Origin of the sequence: Nocardiopsis exhalans, assembly GCF_024134545.1 — a bacterium.
Lineage (GTDB): Bacteria > Actinomycetota > Actinomycetes > Streptosporangiales > Streptosporangiaceae > Nocardiopsis > Nocardiopsis exhalans.
Genome location: NZ_CP099837.1, coordinates 2480630 through 2497433 on the forward strand (window position 1 = coordinate 2480630; position 16804 = coordinate 2497433).

Below are 16804 nucleotides of genomic sequence, written 5' to 3' on the forward strand. Positions count from 1 at the left end.
AACGATGTCCACCCGCCACGGAAGGTGCGTACCGAAGCAGTGAGCAACCCGAACGATTTCCCTGAGGGCTTCCTCTGGGGGGCGGCGACCGCCTCCTTCCAGATCGAGGGCGCCACCACCGCCGACGGTCGAGGCCGCAGTATCTGGGACACCTTCGCCGAGACCCCCGGCAAGGTTCTCAACGGGGACACCGGTGACCCCGCCGACGACCACTACCACCGCTACGCCGAAGACGTCGCCCTGATGAGGCGGCTCAACCTCGGCGCCTACCGCTTCTCCATCGCCTGGCCGCGCGTCGTCCCCGACGGCACCGGCCCGGTCAACCAGGCCGGACTGGACTTCTACGACCGTCTGGTCGACAGCCTCCTGGAAGCGGGCATCCAGCCCTGGGCGACCCTCTACCACTGGGACCTGCCCCAACCCCTGGAAGACGCCGGCGGCTGGCCCGCCCGGGACACCGCCCTGCGCTTCGCCGACTACTCCAAGGTCGTCGCCGAAGCCCTCGGCGACCGGGTCAAACACTGGATGACCATCAACGAACCCTGGTGCGCGGCCTTCCTCGGCTACGAGAACGGCCACCACGCACCCGGCCACAGGGACGCCGCCGCGGCCCTGGCCGCCACCCACCACCTGCTGCTCGGCCACGGCCTGGCCACCGAGGCGATCCGCTCCACCGGCCACCCCTCCGTCGTCGGTCTGGCCCACAACCAGGCGGTCATCCGACCGCACGGGGCCAACGCCGCCGACACCCGGGCGGCCCGCCGCGCGGACGGCGTGCGCAACCGCATCTTCACCGACCCCCTGTTCAAGGGCGCCTACCCCGCCGACGTCGTCGAGGACCTCGCCGACATCAGCGACTTCTCGTTCGTCAAGGACGGGGACCTGGCCACGATCTCCGTGCCGCTCGACTTCCTCGGCATCAACTACTACTCGCCCGAGTTCGTCGCGGGTTCGGCCAAGGGCATCGACCCCGCCCTGGTCAGCGGCGAGGGCGAGGCCTGGCTCGGTGCAGGCCCCGACGAGGTGCACGTCTCCCAGGGGCTGCCCGTCACCCACATGGGCTGGGAGATCGACCCCACCGGCCTGTACGACGTCCTCCAGCGCCTGGCGGGGGAGAGCGGCGGTATCGACCTGTACGTGACCGAGAACGGCTGCGCGTTCGAGGACACCGTCAGCGAGGACGGCGCCGTCCACGACCCCGACCGCACCGCCTACTACGAGGGCCACCTGAGGGCCGCGAAGGAGGCCGTCCACGCCGGAGTGCCCCTGCGCGGTTACTTCGCCTGGTCTCTTCTGGATAATTTCGAGTGGGCGTGGGGCTACTCCCGCCGGTTCGGGATCGTGCACGTGGACTATGAGACGCAGGAACGCGTCATCAAGGACACTGGGCACTGGTACGCGGAACTGGCGCGGACCAGCCGCTTCCCCGAGCGGTAGTCCACGAGTGTTCGTGGGGCGTCCTACCGGGGCGCCCCACACGCGTTCACGGCGGGCCCGCGCCCGCCCACACACAACACATGCCGTCCGGTCATCCGGCGGCACGACGTCCAAGGAGCCTCCTAGTGGCCAAGAGCGGCGGTCGGCAGCGACCGACCCTGGAGATGGTGGCGGAACGGGCCGGGGTCGGCCGCGGCACCGTATCCCGGGTGATCAACGGGTCCCCCCAGGTCAGCCCACGCACCCGAGAGGCCGTACACACCGCGATCGCCGAACTGGGGTACAGCCCCAACCAGGCCGCGCGCACCCTGGTCACGCGGCGGACCGACACGATCGCGCTGGTCGTCTCCGAGTCACGGGACCGCCTGTTGGCGGACCCCTTCTTCGCCGACATCATCCGCGGAGCGAGCTCGGTCCTGCACGAACGCGACCTCCAGCTCATGCTCACCACCGCCCGGGGCGAGACCGAGCACAAACGGGTGGGCGAGTACCTGAGCGGGTCGCACGTCGACGGCGTGCTGCTGGTATCCCTGCACCGGGACGACCCCCTCACCGTGCTCCTGGCCGAGTCCGGGGTGCCCGTGGTGCACGGTGGCCGCCCCTACTCGCCGTCCCAGCCCGCGCCCTACTGCGTGGACATCGACAACTTCAGCGGAGCCCGCGCGGCCACCGGCCACCTGCTGGAGTCCGGGCATCAGCGGGTCGCCACCATCACCGGCCCCCAGGACATGAACGCCGGTGTGGAGCGGCTTCGCGGCTACCGTGACAGCATGGCCGAGGCCGGGCGCGAGGTCGACGAACGCCTCATCGTCCAGGGCGACTTCAGTGTGGAGGGCGGCGCGGAGGCCATGGTCCGCCTACTCGATCAGGGCGGTGACCCCGACGCGGTCTTCGTGGCCTCGGACATGATGGCCGTCGGCGCCATCCGCGCCCTGCGCGAACGCGGCCTGGTCATCCCCGAGGACATCGCCCTGGTCGGGTTCGACGACACCCTCATGGCCCAGCACAGCGACCCGCCGCTGACCACCGTCCACCAGCCCACGGTCAAGATGGGACAGGAGATGGCGCGGCTGCTCGTGGACGTGGCGATCCCGCGCACGGCCGAGTCCGAGACGGTTCTGCTGGAGACCCACCTGGTGGTGCGCGACACCGCTTGAGGCCGATTCGGAATATGTCCGGAAAGCTTCCGGCCCCGGCCAGGGAGAGGGTCCGGAGCCGGTACTCCGCACCGGACAAGCCCGATGAAACGGACATTCGCCCCATCGTCCCCGCTGGACTCCCGTGTACTGCCTGTGCAAGGCTGGTCACGATTTCGCGGGCGTTCGCGGGAGACGGTGGGAGCATATGGACCCGACACGGGAACCGACACACACCAGGTGCGCCATCTCCGCGTGCGGATGGTGCGACCGGGACGGGGTCGAGTGCCGGTTCTGCGCCGGGACGGGGTGGTGGCGGCCGGAGCGGCCGCACCGGGACGGCAACGGGCTGGTCGTCTGGCACCGGATCGACGAACCCTGCCGCGGCTGCGCCGGAACCGGTAAGGAACACAGCCCCCTCGCCGTCTCCTGACCCGCGCCATCCGCGATGATCTTGCTACCAGAGGCGCGGTGCCACTGGAACCCCAGGCGCCGATCGCGCCTCTGGTAGCAAGATCACGGACAGAGGGAAGAAGGAACATTGCGCTGGGTCACCTATCTGTCGCCGAGCGGCGGAGGCAAGCGCGTCGGCGCTCTGGACGACGGTGACGTGCTGGGCTATCCCGGGCCGGAGAGCCTCGGCGAACTGCTGGACGCCGGGTACCACGCCATGGACAACGCGCTCCAGACGTGCCTGCGAGCCGCCAGCGAGATCATCGTCGAACCCGAGGCGCGGATGTGCGCCCCGGTCGACCCCGCGGCGCTGGTGCCGGTGCGGGTCGGAGACCGTGAACTCGAGATCCATCCGGAACTGGTGCAGGGCGTCGACGACGCCGTGCTGCCCGAGGCCCGTACCGCCTGTGTGGGTGTGGCGGCGCTGACCGCGGGAGACGTGCGCGCGGTCGCCTACACCCCCGCCTGTCTGTGGCTGGACGAGGAGGAGCGTCCCGTCCAGCTGACCCTGGGACCGGTGCTGACCTTCGACGAGGGGAGGGGCATGCGGCCGATCGAACTCAGCACCTCGGTGGACGACCTGGAGAACGGCCGAGGCCTGGTCGACCCCGCCCACCAGTGGCTGGTCTCGGGGCCGGGCCGGATCCGTGCTCTGCTGCCGGTGATCACGCCCGCTCTGGCGGAGGACGACGAACTCTTCGTCGACGCAGGGGAGCTGGGCACCTACGAGGTCAGGGTCGGCTCCCAGGTCTGAACAGGGCCTCCCGAGAACCCAGGACGGCGGCGGTTCCCACGGTCAGGGGGTGAACTCCCAGTGCCAGGGCTCGAAACCGTTCCGTGCCCAGTCCGGGTTGTCCCACCCGTGTGCGGGGCCGTTGTCGAGCATCCACTGGTGCTCCGCGGTGTCGAGCTGGTTCACCCCGCCGCACAGGTCGACGGCGATACCGAGCCCGTGCGCGCTGGTGCCGGGCCTGGCCGCCATCCCGGGCAGCATCTCCTGGAAGAGCCGGACCTGCTCGTGGTAGGGCCGGTAGGAATCGGTCACGCACATGGGGCGGCCGAACTCTGACCGGAACGCGCCGTCGAGTTCGATGAAGGCCACCGCGGCGTCGGCGCGCAGCTGCTCGCCCGGCTGCGGGAGAGGGCAGAGCACGGTGTCCGGGATCTTTCCGTTCTCGTAGCCGCCGGTGCCCCCGCCGCTGCAGCCGCCGGTGCTCTCAGCGTGGTCGTCCGCCTCGCCTTCGGCCGGACGCACCTCGGTTTCGGCGGTTTCTGTCTCCGCGGCCACCGCGTCCGGGGCGGCCGCGCGGGCGTCGAGCAGAGTCGCCTCGCGGCGCTCCTCCTCGTCTTCGGGGTCCCGCGTCCGGGCCAGGGCCTCCTCCAGCAGGGTCTGCCGGTCCAGGAGTTCCTCGGTCCGCTTCTCCTGCGCGTCGATGGCCTCGAAGACCGCCTCGCGGGCGGCGTCGGCGGCCTCGGTCGCCTCTGCCTGCTGTTGTTCCGCGCTCTGGGCCGCCTCGGACAGGGTGTCCGTGGCGACCTGTGAGGCCTGGGCCCGGGCCAGGTGGGCCGAACGGTGCTCGCCGAACAGCGTGAGGTAGGCGCCGCGCTCCAGGGCCAGGGAGGGCCCCTCAGGGGAGGTCCAGGCCTGCATCAGGCTCAGGTCGGCGCCCTTGTAGGCGCTCGCGGCCTGCCGGGCCGCGCCCAGCCTGCTCCCTTCGTGGCGCTCGCCCGCGGCCTCGGCGCGGGAGTCGGCAGCCTCCCGTTCCCCGGTGAGCTCCGTGAGACGGGCGCTCTCCTCCTCGTACTCCCGGATCCGCTCCGTGGCGCTCTCCCGGAGCGCGGCCACCTCCGCGCGGGCCTGGGCCAACTCCACACGCAGCGTGTCCAGTTCCTTCACCTCCGCGGTTCCGGGGGACGCGGAGGTGAGGGTGAACAACAGAGCGGTACTCAACGGGAGCAGAGCGTTGACCGAAATACGACGTACCGCGTCGAACCGGCGTGAACTGCGAAGAGAGCCTTGGGCGACTTTGCCGTTGCTCTGTGTAGTTGAAACTGGGCGCGACGAGGTGCGCATTTCCGCTTCCCCCTCAGGACCTGCGTATACGTCATGTCACGATGTCACGGAGAGGCACCGTTGGAGGGGAAGCTGGGGGTGTGTCCAAATAGTTACCTCAATGTCCGAGCGGTTTTCGGTCCCCCGTCCTGACCTGGGAGGTTGGGAATAATGGGGGCAGGGTGGGCATTATGGTCGCGGCTGACCGCAGATGATCTTGCTTGATCGGCATCAATCGGCCGAAGCGAGCCCTTCTCGCCCATTGGTACGCTATGCAACGCACGTGCACCACGACAGTGTCGGTGCGCGGCGCCTCTCCTCCCAGGCGAGTCCGGCGGACAGTCTTCACATCTCCCCACATTCCCACCGCTTCATGTTCTGGTGGACCACTGTGGTCTATACCGATTTTTCCGGTCTGGAGCGGTTCCGATCCCTGGGTTCAACAGCCGTTCGAGGCGGTGACACGAAAGGTTGCGAGGGTCCGTGTCGACACGAGCGACGAAAAACGGGGCCAGCGCGCAGAGCGAGGCAGCGCAGGCCGATAACGCCGATGCCACGCCCCGGCGCAGAGCCAACTGGTGGCGGCCACGTAACTGGCGGGTGCGCTCCCGACTGGTGGCCCTCATCGTCATCCCCACTGCCGTAGCGCTGGCGCTCGGTGGTCTGCGGGTCTACGAGGCTTCGGTCTCCACGGTCACCCACGCGCACATCGAGGACAGAGCCCAGGTGGGTGTCCTCATCGTGGACCTGGCCAACCAGCTGGGCCGCGAGCGCACGGCCAGCGCCGTCTACATCTCCGACAACGCGGACCCGAGCCGGCGTTCGGACGACCTCCGCCAGGAGATGGACAACCAGCGCGACGCCACCAAGGATCTCCAGATCACCCTGAACGCCCAGCTCGAGGACATGGGTGAGATGGACGGCGACCTCGCGCAGACCCGCCTCTCGGCGATGAGCAGCCAGCTCGCCACTCTGGACGCCCTGCGTACCGAGGTCGACGACACCCGCATCACGGTCCTCCCGGTCGTCACCAAGTACCGGACGATCGCCCGATCGCTGTCGGACTTCAACCAGACGATCGCGGACGAGACCAACGACACCGAACTGCGTGAGAGCGTCCGTGCTCTCACCGCGCTGTCGAACGCCCGTGACCAGCTCTCCTACGAGACCGCGCTGATGGGCCACTCGCTGGCCCGTAACACGATGACCGGCGGTATCTCCGAGGCCATCGACTCCAGCCGGGCCCGCTACGAGAACGAGATCTCGAACTTCATCCAGGCCGCCTCGCCCGAGCAGCGCGCGGTCTTCGACGAGAACTTCACCGGTCTCGAGGTCAGCCAGGTCTCCACCATGCGTATGCGTGTCATGTACCGCGCGGACCGCAACGACCCCCTCACCGGGGTCACGCCCAACGACGGCCCCGCTGACTACGCGGCCATCGCCGACACCGCGCTGGACCGCCTCCAGACGGTCGAGTCGACCCTGGCCGAGGGCATCGCCGACGACGCCAACGAACTGCGCGACCAGGCTCTGTTCCGCACCGTGATCGACCTTCTCCTGGTCGCGGGCGTGCTCCTGGCCGTCTTCATCCTGACCTCCCTCGTGGTCCGCTCCCTGGTGCGCCCGCTGCGCACCCTGGAGGACGGTGCCCGCCGGGTCGCCGAGCGCGATCTGCCCGACTCCATCAACCGGATGCAGGAGGCCGGAGCGGTCCCCGAGACCGTCAAGGTCACGCCGATCGAGGTCGATACCCAGGACGAGATCGGCGAGGTGGCCCGCGCATTCGACGACGTCCACCGCGTCGCCCTGACCCTGGCGTCCGACGAGGCCGCGCTGCGCAGCAACGTCAACGCGATGTTCGTCAACCTCTCCCGCCGAAGCCAGACCCTGGTGGAACGGCAGCTGCGTCTGATCGACGGTCTGGAGCAGTCGGAGCAGGACGCCGACCGCCTCTCCGACCTCTTCCAGCTGGACCACCTCGCCACGCGTATGCGTCGCAACAACGAGAACCTGCTCGTTCTGTCCGGTCAGGACAACACCCGCAAGTGGGCCCAGCCCGTCCCGCTGGTCGACGTCCTCCGCGGCGCCGTCTCCGAGGTCGAGCAGTACGAGCGCGTCAACGTGCGCGCACCCTCGCACATCTCGGTGCTCGGCCGCCCGGTCAACGACGTTATCCACCTCGTCGCCGAGCTGGTGGAGAACGCCACCGCGTTCTCCCCCCATGACACCGAGGTGCAGGTCGGTGCCAAGATCCTGGACAACGGAGCCGTGCAGGTCGACGTGACCGACAGCGGCATCGGCATGGCCCCGGAGGACCTGGCGGCGGTCAACGCCCGCCTGGCCGCCCCGCCGGTCATCGACGTCGCGGTCTCGCGCCGCATGGGTCTGTTCGTGGTCTCGCGCCTGGCGCACCGCCACGGCATCCGCATGAGCCTCAAGGAAGCGCACGGGGGCGGTACCACCGCCAGCGTCGTCTTCCCGCCGGACCTGCTCATCACCCCGGTGGAGGGCCAGCACGCCCTGGGCGGGGCCGATGCCCGGCCCGAGCTCTCCGCGGGCGCTCCGGACACCTACGCGGACGCCGAGGCGGCCTTCGCGGCCAGCCCGGCGGTCGACGAGCCCGCCGACCCCTGGCAGACCCAGGACAACGGTGCCGTGGCCAGCGACCTGGGCGGCCTGCCCAAGCGCAAGCCCGGCGGCGGTCGCACGGACGAGCACCCGCCCAGCGGCCAGGACCTGTGGAACACCACCAGCACCGGTTCGGTCTGGGAGGCTCCCAACCGCGCCGCGGGGCTCTCGCCCAACAACGGCGTGACCGACAACTCCGGCTCCGTCGTGGACCCCTACGACGTTCCGGAGGAGGACGAGCCGCAGCAGCCCCAACAGCCGCAGCAGCCGCAGCAGCAGGAGCCGACCGGGCGCAGCCTGTTCGACCCCGCGCCCCGGAACTCCGACACGGGTTCGTTCCAGGCCCCGGACACCGGATCGCTGCGCCGTACCCCCGACACGGGAGCCTTCAGCCGCCCGCCGTCGGACACGGGGGCCTTCCGCCGGCCCACCGAGGCCGAGCGTCAGGAGTCGGACTCCTACGACGCCTTCGGTGCCGGTGCGCAGCAGAGCAGCGCCTTCGACACCGGATCCCACACCAACGGGTCCTACGGCACGGGTTCTCAGGACACCGGTACGCACAGCACCGGGTCCTACGACACCGGTTCGTTCGACAGCGGCAAGTACGGGAGCCCGTCGGCCCCGGTCCGCGGTGACGACAACACCGAGACCTTCCCGGCGGTCTCCGCGTGGGACACTGGAACCCAGCGGGCTCCGCAGACCCCGCAGCAGCCCCACCAGGCTCAGCAGCCCCAGCAGCCCGAACCCAACGACACCGGGAACTGGCGCACCGGGGGCGGCGACTCCCGGGAGGGCTACGGCTCCACGGCCTACCTCTCGCGCCGCTACGGTGGCGCACAGGGCCCGAACAACACCGTCGTACCGCCGACCCCGGCGGGCGAGGGCGCGGACTCGCTGCCGATCTTCGACGCGATCGAGTCCAACTGGTTCAAGCGCCGCTCCGGTGGTCCCACCGTGGACACCACCGAGACCGGTCCGATCCCGCAGGTGCCCGAAGCGCCCCAGCCGGAGGCCCAGAGCCCCCGTCGGGACGCTGTCCAGCAGCCCGAGCCCAACCCGCGTTCGGAGCAGGAGTGGAACTCCGCGGCGGACCGCGGCTGGAAGGCCGCGCGCACCGCGGCCGAACCGCTCGCCGGCGGTCTCACCACCTCGGGCTTGCCAAAACGAGTTCCCAAGGCAAACCTTGTTCCGGGGACCGCACCCAAGCCGGAGAACTTCAAGCAGATGCCCACCCGGAGCGCGGACCGGGTCCGCAACCGCTTCTCGGGCTTCCAGAAGGGTGTCCGCGACGGTCGGAACCGGCTCGGCGACAGTTCGACGGAGGAGTGACCCAAGTGGCCAGTGGTGGGACGGGGTCCCTCTTATTCCTGGAAGCCGGATGCAATAGCATCTACCGAGCTTCTCGGACGCACCACACCCAACGCTCCACAAGAGCGGAACACCAGACTCCCGCCCCCCACGGGAGGGGCCGGGTAGTTCGCAAAGGCAGTGCTGTCACATGCCGTGCCGGCGGTAGCAGTGCCAACAGATCGACCGGCGAACTTGGACAGGAGATCAGATGAGTCGACAGGTGAATGAACTCAACTGGTTGATCACTGACTTTGCCGACCGGGTGCCCGATGTCGCCCACGCGATCGTCGTCTCCTCAGACGGCCTTCCGTTGGCTTCGTCCGCGGGCTTCCCGGCAGACCGGGCCGACCAGCTGGCGGCTATCGCCTCTGGTCTGTCCAGCCTGACGCAGGGCGCTGCCCGGGTGTTCGAGGGTGGAGCGGTCGCCCAGACCGTCGTGGAGATGGAGCGGGGGCTGATGCTCATCATGGCCATCAGCGACGGCTCCTGCCTCGCGGTCCTCGCGGCGGCCGAGAGCGACCTGGGTCTGGTCGCGTACGAGATGACCCTGCTCGTCGAGCGGGCGGGGCGGGCGCTGACACCAACGGCGCGCACCTCGGGAATCCACTGATCCACCACCGACAGGAGGAAGTGGTGGCACCTCACAGTAGAGATGCCGGGAGCGCCTCGTGGTTCGGACAACAGCCGGGCCATCCCCCCACAGGAGGGATGCCAGCTGTGCCGGGCGGCGGAGATGTTCCTCGACCAATCCAACAACCGTATGACCAACGACCCGCGCCGGGCAGCGCACCCAGTTCGCTGGTGCGTCCCTACGCGGTCACCAAGGGCCGTACGAAGCCGAAGTCTCAGCTTCCACTGGAAGCGCTGATCTCGGCCACCGCGGCGGCCCGGAACGAGTCAGGAACACTGACGCCTGAATGGCAGGCGATCAGTGACCTGTGCCGGGAATGGCGATCCGTGGCGGAGATCTCCGCGTTGTTGCGGATGCCTCTCGGTGTGGCGCGGGTGCTTGTGGCGGACATGTCCGAGCAGGGACTGGTCCAGATCAGGTCCTCGCTCAACAACGAAGCTCGCCCCAACACCAACCTGCTTGAAAGGGTGCTCAGTGGACTTCGCAAGCTCTAGCCCAGCCGAGGAAGGCGGTGCTGGGGGGAACGCGATGACGTCGGTCAAGATCGTCGTCGCCGGGGGCTTCGGTGTCGGGAAGACGACATTCGTTGGCTCCGTCTCCGAGATCGTGCCGCTGACGACCGAGGCGGTCATGACCAGCGCCAGCGTGGGGGTGGATGACCTCGCCAAGACGCCGGACAAGCAGACCACGACCGTCGCCATGGACTTCGGTCGCGTCTCCCTCGACTCCGACCTGATCCTGTACCTGTTCGGTACCCCCGGACAGCACCGGTTCTGGTTCATGTGGGACGACCTGGTCAAGGGTGCCATCGGTGCGGTCGTACTGGTGGACACCCGTCGCCTGGCCGACTGCTTCCCCGCGATCGACTACTTCGAAGAGGCGCGTCTGCCCTTCATCGTGGGCATCAACGGGTTCGACGGTTACTACCCCCACGCCGCCGACGAGGTCCGGGACGCGCTGACGCTCAGCCCGGAGATCCCCATCGTCCAGGTGGACGCCCGTGACAAGGCCTCCACCAAGTCGACGCTCATCACCCTCGTCGAGCACGCGATCACGGTGGGGGACCCCGAGGGCGTGGCCGGGCAGCAGCCCACCTCCACCGGGGGCCAGAACTCCTGGCGCTGACCAGGATCTGTCCCGGGCCGGGGTCCCGCACAGAGCACGGCCCGGTTCCCGCAGAGCGGGAACCGGGTCCTCGTGCTGCCCGAAACCGTTCCGAGCCTGCCGGGCCGGCTGGCATCATGGCAGGATGAGCTCTTCCTCCCAGCCTGACGCGGCAGAGATGACCCGGCGGTTCCGAGATGTGGCCGAGCGGGTGCTCGACTCACTTCTCGCCGACGCCCCCGAGTGGGCGCTGGGTCTGGGGGACACCCGAGGGGCGCACCGGCTCACCGACTACTCGGTGGAGGCCGACGCCCGCCGGGTCGACGTGCTCACCGACGCCCTCGGTTCGCTGGACGAGATCGACGCCGACCTCATCTCCGCCGACGACCAGGTCGATCTGGAGATGCTCCGGACCAGGATCAGCGCGGACCTGTGGCACACCGCTGAGCTGCGCCCGCACACCTGGGACCCGCTGTACCACTCACCGGGCGAGGCCGTCCACGCGCTCCTGGAGCGCGACACCCTCCCGGCCCCCGAACGCCTGGAGGCGCTGGCCGCGCGCTGTGCCGCCCTGCCCGCCTACCTGAAGACCGCGCGCGACCGCCTCTCCGCGGGCCCCGGTATGCCCCGCGTGCACGTGGAGACCGCCCTGGGCCAGCTCGAGGGCGCCCGCACGATGCTCTCCGAGGCCGTGCCCGCCCTGGCCGCCGAGCACCCCGAACACGCCGCCGGGGTCGGGCCCGCGCGCACGGCCGCCCTGGCCGCGTTGGAGGAGTACACCTCCTGGCTGCGCACCGAACTGGAGTTCGCCACCGCCGACCCGCGCCTGGGCGCCCGCCAGTTCGCCGCTCAGCTCTGGTACACCCTGGACTCCGAACTCTCCCCGGACGCGCTGCTGGTGCGCGCCGAAAGCGACCTCCTGGCCACGGAGGAGGCCATCGCCGAGGCCGCCGCCGAGTACACGGACGAGCCCCGCCGTCCCGGGCAGGTCGCCGAGGTGCTCTCCGCCCTGGCCGACGAGTTCACCCTCGCCCCCGAGGGCGTCGTCCCGGCCTGTACCGACGCCCTGGAGCACCTGGACACCCGGGTCCGGGAACTGGACCTGGCCACGGTCTACGACGACCCGGTCAGCGTCATCCCGATGCCGGTCTCCCGCCGCGGTGTGGCGGTCGCCTACTGCGACCCGCCCGGGCCGTTGGACCCGAACCCCCACTCGCAGCCCACCCGTCTCCCGCCACCACCCTCAAACGAACGCCTTCGGCGTCAGCCGACCTTCATCGCCGTGGCCCCGCCGCCCGAGGACTGGCCCGTCGAGCGCCAGAAGTCCTTCCTGCGCGAGTACAACGCGGGCATGCTGCGCAATCTGATGGCCCACGAGGCACTGCCCGGCCACGCACTCCAACTCGCCCACGCCGCCCGCCACCGGGGACACACCCGGGTGCGCTCGGTCCTGATGAGCGGCACCTTCATCGAGGGCTGGGCGGTCCACTCCGAGCAGGTCCTGGCCGCACACGGGTGGTCCGGGGAGAGCACCCCCGACACCCGCCGCGCCAACCTCGCGCTGCGCATGGTCCAGCTCAAGATGCGACTGCGGGCCATCCTCAACGCGATCCTGGACGTGCGCGTGCACACCGGGGACATCACCGAGGAGGAAGCGATCACGCTGCTCACCGAGCGCGGCCACCAGGAGGAGGGCGAGGCGGTCGGCAAGTGGCGGCGCGCTCTGCTCACCAGCGCCCAGCTGTCCTCGTACTACGTCGGCTACGTCGAGGTCTCCGACATCGCCCGGGACCTGGTCGAGGCCCGCCCGGACGAGCCGGTGGGCCGGATCCACGACGCCATGCTCGCCCACGGCAACCCGTCCCCCCGCCATCTGAGGACCCTCCTGGGCCTGTGTTCCCCGGGCCTGTGAACGCGCCACCGGACCGCAGCGGCGGGGTTCAGCGCGCCGATGGCTGATCCCACCAGAACGAACCCGTCATCGCCGCCCCGCTGCGCACCGGCCAGGTCGACGAGGTGCTCGCGGAGCTGGCCAAGGAGCGACAACACCACTCCCTGGACCCAGGAGGCCCTGGACCACCTGCACGCACGGGTGACCGAACTCGACCTGGTCACGCTGCCGGAACGGCGGATCGCGCTGTCCTTGCCCTACCACTCCGTCCCCGGCCCGGCGCCGCCCCCGGCCGGGTCCACGACGAACTACTCTCCCGCGGCCCGCTGCCCCCGCGCCGCCTGCGCACGCTGTTGGGCCTCTGCGAGCCTCGTCCGGCCTCGGGCCCGACATCCGGGGTCCGGCCCGGCCGACCGCCTCCGACGTTTTCCCCACCAGGCGCTTCTATGCTGGAGTGCGCAGCACGAGCAGTACGGAACGGTCAGGCGAGGGGAACGGACAAGCCATGCGCGGTGCCGACGACGAGCCCGGGAACCGGGAGAACGACCTCCCCGAAGCGAGGACCGGGACGCGTGACGGGTACGAACGGCTCTGGACCCCGCACCGTATGGCCTACGTCAAGGGAGAGGGGAAGCCGACCGGCCCCGGCGCCGACGACGGCTGCCCCTTCTGCCGCGCCCCCGGCCTGGCCGAGGAGGAGGGACTCGTGGTGGCCCGCGGCAAGTCCGCCTACGTCGTCCTCAACCTCTACCCCTACAACAGCGGGCACCTCCTGGTGTGCCCCTACCGGCACGTCTCGGAGTACACCTCGCTGGACGGGGACGAGACCGCCGAGGTCGCCGCGCTCACCCAGACCGGCATCCGGACACTCACCGAGGCCTACCGCCCGCAGGGCTTCAACGTCGGGATGAACCTCGGTACCGTGGCCGGTGCCGGAATCGCCGCCCACCTCCACCAGCACATCGTGCCCCGTTGGGGCGGCGACACCAACTTCATGCCGGTGATCGGCCAGACCAAGGTCCTGCCCGAGATGCTCGAGCAGACCCGTTCCCGGCTGGCCGAACTCTGGACCCGGGAGTGAGCCCGAGCCTGCCCCCGCCCGATCCCCCACCCCGAACGGCGCCCCGAGGTCGACGCCACCCCCAGCAGGTGCGGCTCCCACCCCGACGACCCTTCCCGTCCTACGATCACAAGAAGACATGCTGAGAATCCTTCGCCCCATGATCTCCCGGGTCACCGCTCCGCTCGGCCGGAGCCTGGCCCGCATCGGCCTGACGCCGAACATCGTCACCATCATCGGTGCGACCGGTGTCGTCGTCAGCGCCCTCTACTTCTATCCGCGCGGCCAGCTCTACGCGGGCTCGGTGATCATCACCGTCTTCGCGCTCTTCGACATGCTCGACGGCGCGGTCGCCCGCGCCAAGGACAGCGCCAGCGCCTTCGGCGCCTTCCTCGACTCCAGCCTGGACCGGGTCGCCGACGCCGCGATCCTGGCCGGTCTCATGTGGTGGTTCGTGGGTGAGGGCGATGACCCGATGCTCGCCGGACTCACCCTGTTCTGTCTGATCAGCGGCTTCATGGTGTCCTACATCAAGGCGCGGGCGGAAGGCCTGGGCGTCAACTGCGACGTCGGCGTGGCCGAACGCACCGAACGCCTGGTGATCGTCCTGGTGGCGGTCGGGCTGAGCGAGCTCGGGGTTCCGTACATTCTCGCGGGCGGCCTGTGGTTGCTGGCCGGGATGAGCCTGCTCACCATCCTCCAGCGCCTCGTGGAGACCCGCGCCCGCCTCAACGACCCCGGCTACGCCGGTGGCGGGGGCAACGGCGAGGACGAGAAGACCAGCAACGGAGCCTGAGGCCCCGGCCGGACGGGTCGCGGGACACGAGGGACAGGCAACACGGACCAGGGAAAACGGTCCAGGGAACACGAGGGAAACGACGTGGACGAACGCATGGCCGACCTGGCCTACTCGGCAGGGTGGGCGATGGTCCGCCGCTCACCCGAGCGGGCCGGGCGGGCGGTGTTCCAACGCCTGGCCGACCGGGCCTGGCGCACCCACAACGACGGCACCCGCGGCCTGGAGCGCAACCTGCGCAGGCTCGTCGGCCCGCACGCCACGGACGCCCAGCTCAGGGCTCTGTCCAAGGCCGGGATGCGCTCCTACATGCGCTACTACTACGAGATGTTCCGACTGCCCGCCATGGGCCGGGAGCACATCCTCGCCAACACCCGCCAACGCGGGGTGGAGGTGCTGGAGGAGCACATCCGGTCCGGGCGGGGGGTCGTGGCGGCGCTGCCGCACATGGGCAACTGGGACCACGCGGGCGCCTGGATCGCCGCCCGCGGTACCCCGCTGACCACCGTCGCCCAGCGGCTCAGCCCCGAAAGCCTCTTCCAGCGGTTCACCGCCTACCGTGAGTCCCTGGGCATGGAGGTACTACCGCTGACCGGCGGGGCCGCCAACACCGTCGGGACGCTCGCCCGCCGCCTGCGCGAGGGCGGGCTGGTCTGCCTGCTCGCCGACCGCGACATCAACGGCACGGGCCTGGAAGTGGACTTCTTCGCTGAGAAGGCCCGGATGCCCTCCGGCCCCGCCGCCCTGGCCCTGAACACCGGGGCCGCCCTGATGCCGGTCTCCCTCTGGTACGACGGCCCGCACTGGAACATCCGTATCCACGACGAGATCCCCGTCGCCGCCGAGGGCACCCGCACCCGGCGGATCCAGGACACCACCCAGGAGCTGGCCCGGGTCTTCGAGGGCGCCATCGCCCGCCACCCCGAGGACTGGCACATGCTCCAGCCCGTGTTCAGCGCCGACCACGACGCCGACCGGGCCCGCCGCCGCGAGATCGAGGCGGCCACCTGGAACGACCTGGAACAGCGGCGGTGATCCGAGCGCTGTCACGGGGGCGGGTACCGGCGGAGGGCCGGGAACACGGGGACGAACGGGAGAAGGACTGGACCGGGATGCGGGTCGGGATCGTCTGCCCCTACGCCTGGGACGTTCCCGGCGGCGTCCAGCAACACATCGGCGACCTCGCCGAGGCGCTCACCGCCATGGGCCACGAGGTCTCGGTGCTCGCCCCGGTCGGCGACGCCGACCACACCCCGCCGCCCTACCTGGTCCCGGCCGGGCGCCCCGTACCGGTGCCCTACAACGGCTCGGTGGCCCGCCTGAGCTTCGGCCCGCGCACCGCGGCCCGGGTCCGCAGGTGGATCGCCGAGGGCGGGTTCGACGTCCTGCACATCCACGAACCCGCCGCGCCCAGCGTCTCCCTCCTCGCCTGCTGGGCGGCGGAGGGGCCCATCGTCGCCACCTTCCACACCTCGAACCCGCGCTCCCGGGCCATGGCCGCCACCTCCACCGCCCTGCGCTCGGCCCTGGAGAAGATCAACGCGCGCGTGGCGGTCTCCGAGGCGGCCCGGCGCACCCTGGTCGAACACGTGGGCGGCGACGCCGTGCTCATCCCCAACGGCGTGTCCGTGCGCCGCTTCGCCCGTGCCGAACCCCTGCCCGGCTGGCCGGGGGAGGGCGGCTCCATCGGCTTCCTGGGCCGCCTGGACGAACCCCGCAAGGGCCTGGCCACCCTGCTGGCGGCCTTCACCCGGATGGCCCCGCACCGGCCCGGACTGCGCCTCCTGGTGGCCGGACCGGGTGAACCCGACCTGTCCGGGGTTCCCGAGCCCCTGCGCGAGCGCGTGGTGCTCCTCGGCCGGCTCGACGACGCCGACAAGGTCCGCGCCTACCACTCCGCGGACGTCTTCTGCGCGCCCAACCTGGGCGGGGAGAGCTTCGGCATCGTCCTGACCGAGGCGATGGCCGCCGGGGCCGCCGTCGTCGCCAGCGACATCCCGGCTTTCGCCGCCGTCCTGGACGGCGGCGGCGCCGGAGAACTCTTCCGGGTCGGCGACCCCGAACACCTGGCCGAACGCGCCGGGGCCCTGCTGGACTCGCCCGAACTCCGCGCCCACCTGTCCGTGGCCGCGCGCAAGGCGGTGCGCGCCTACGACTGGGACACCGTGGCCGCCGACATCGCCCACGTGTACGAGACCGTCCTCATGGGGGACGGCGAGGGCAGCGACGTCGTACGCCTCAGGGGTGGTCGGCCCTGATCGAGGA

14 protein-coding genes are annotated in these 16804 nt (G+C 70.5%); 13 read left to right on the top strand and 1 reads right to left on the bottom strand.

Annotation, left to right across the window (positions count from 1 at the left end):
* The first annotated feature begins 39 nt into the window (after positions 1 to 39).
* The 4 genes from NE857_RS11095 to NE857_RS11110 all read left to right on the top strand — a co-directional run bounded on the left by NE857_RS11095 (position 40) and on the right by NE857_RS11110 (position 3780).
* The gene (locus NE857_RS11095) at positions 40 to 1437 is read left to right on the top strand and encodes a GH1 family beta-glucosidase (RefSeq protein ID WP_254420916.1); all 1398 of its coding nucleotides are present in this window, start codon (positions 40 to 42) and stop codon (positions 1435 to 1437) included.
* A 125-nt stretch (positions 1438 to 1562) separates the two neighbouring features.
* Complete coding sequence (locus NE857_RS11100; RefSeq protein WP_254420917.1) at positions 1563 to 2594, top strand: LacI family DNA-binding transcriptional regulator; 1032 nt, start codon at positions 1563 to 1565, stop codon at positions 2592 to 2594.
* A 187-nt stretch (positions 2595 to 2781) separates the two neighbouring features.
* Positions 2782 to 3006 carry a hypothetical protein gene (locus NE857_RS11105; protein WP_254420918.1) on the top strand — a complete coding sequence of 75 codons (225 nt, stop codon included), beginning with the start codon at positions 2782 to 2784 and terminating at the stop codon, positions 3004 to 3006.
* Between the two features lie 108 nt (positions 3007 to 3114).
* Positions 3115 to 3780 (top strand): hypothetical protein, encoded by a 666-nt coding sequence (locus NE857_RS11110; RefSeq protein ID WP_254420919.1) that lies wholly within the window; start codon positions 3115 to 3117, stop codon positions 3778 to 3780.
* 42 nt (positions 3781 to 3822) lie between these two features.
* On the opposite strand, the gene NE857_RS11115 is transcribed toward NE857_RS11110, so the two are convergent.
* Entirely contained in the window at positions 3823 to 4977 is a 1155-nt protein-coding gene (locus NE857_RS11115; RefSeq protein WP_254420920.1) for a D-alanyl-D-alanine carboxypeptidase family protein, read from the bottom strand.
* A 702-nt stretch (positions 4978 to 5679) separates the two neighbouring features.
* On the opposite strand from NE857_RS11115, the gene NE857_RS11120 reads away from it, so the two are divergent.
* The 9 genes from NE857_RS11120 to NE857_RS11160 all read left to right on the top strand — a co-directional run bounded on the left by NE857_RS11120 (position 5680) and on the right by NE857_RS11160 (position 16797).
* A complete protein-coding gene (locus NE857_RS11120; protein ID WP_254421936.1) occupies positions 5680 to 9036 on the top strand; it encodes a sensor histidine kinase in 3357 nt (1118 codons plus the stop codon).
* Positions 9037 to 9265: 229 nt separating this feature from the next.
* Positions 9266 to 9667 (top strand): roadblock/LC7 domain-containing protein, encoded by a 402-nt coding sequence (locus tag NE857_RS11125; RefSeq protein WP_014909276.1) that lies wholly within the window; start codon positions 9266 to 9268, stop codon positions 9665 to 9667.
* Between the two features lie 98 nt (positions 9668 to 9765).
* Complete coding sequence (locus NE857_RS11130) at positions 9766 to 10182, top strand: DUF742 domain-containing protein (RefSeq protein ID WP_239646021.1); 417 nt, start codon at positions 9766 to 9768, stop codon at positions 10180 to 10182.
* Positions 10183 to 10216: 34 nt separating this feature from the next.
* Entirely contained in the window at positions 10217 to 10813 is a 597-nt protein-coding gene (locus NE857_RS11135; RefSeq protein ID WP_017579707.1) for a GTP-binding protein, read from the top strand.
* A gap of 157 nt (positions 10814 to 10970) precedes the next feature.
* On the top strand, positions 10971 to 12704 hold the full coding sequence (locus NE857_RS11140) for a DUF885 domain-containing protein (protein ID WP_254421937.1): 1734 nt from the start codon (positions 10971 to 10973) through the stop codon (positions 12702 to 12704).
* Positions 12705 to 13188: 484 nt separating this feature from the next.
* The gene (locus tag NE857_RS11145) at positions 13189 to 13764 is read left to right on the top strand and encodes an HIT family protein (protein ID WP_254420921.1); all 576 of its coding nucleotides are present in this window, start codon (positions 13189 to 13191) and stop codon (positions 13762 to 13764) included.
* A 139-nt stretch (positions 13765 to 13903) separates the two neighbouring features.
* Positions 13904 to 14539, top strand: a complete 636-nt coding sequence (gene pgsA, locus NE857_RS11150) for a phosphatidylinositol phosphate synthase (RefSeq protein WP_254421938.1) — start codon at positions 13904 to 13906, stop codon at positions 14537 to 14539.
* A gap of 84 nt (positions 14540 to 14623) precedes the next feature.
* A complete protein-coding gene (locus NE857_RS11155) occupies positions 14624 to 15574 on the top strand; it encodes a phosphatidylinositol mannoside acyltransferase (protein WP_254420922.1) in 951 nt (316 codons plus the stop codon).
* 77 nt (positions 15575 to 15651) lie between these two features.
* Positions 15652 to 16797: a glycosyltransferase family 4 protein gene (locus NE857_RS11160; protein WP_254421939.1), complete on the top strand. Its 1146-nt coding sequence runs from the start codon at positions 15652 to 15654 to the stop codon at positions 16795 to 16797.
* Positions 16798 to 16804 lie beyond the last annotated feature (7 nt).

Coding starts and splice junctions, on each gene's coding strand:
- NE857_RS11160 (WP_254421939.1), top strand. CDS start 15,652: ATGCGGGTCGGGATCGTCTGCCCCTACGCCTGGGACGTTCCCGGCGGC.
- NE857_RS11130 (WP_239646021.1), top strand. CDS start 9,766: ATGCCAGCTGTGCCGGGCGGCGGAGATGTTCCTCGACCAATCCAACAA.
- NE857_RS11140 (WP_254421937.1), top strand. CDS start 10,971: ATGACCCGGCGGTTCCGAGATGTGGCCGAGCGGGTGCTCGACTCACTT.
- NE857_RS11135 (WP_017579707.1), top strand. CDS start 10,217: ATGACGTCGGTCAAGATCGTCGTCGCCGGGGGCTTCGGTGTCGGGAAG.
- NE857_RS11125 (WP_014909276.1), top strand. CDS start 9,266: ATGAGTCGACAGGTGAATGAACTCAACTGGTTGATCACTGACTTTGCC.
- NE857_RS11105 (WP_254420918.1), top strand. CDS start 2,782: ATGGACCCGACACGGGAACCGACACACACCAGGTGCGCCATCTCCGCG.
- NE857_RS11145 (WP_254420921.1), top strand. CDS start 13,189: ATGCGCGGTGCCGACGACGAGCCCGGGAACCGGGAGAACGACCTCCCC.
- pgsA (WP_254421938.1), top strand. CDS start 13,904: ATGATCTCCCGGGTCACCGCTCCGCTCGGCCGGAGCCTGGCCCGCATC.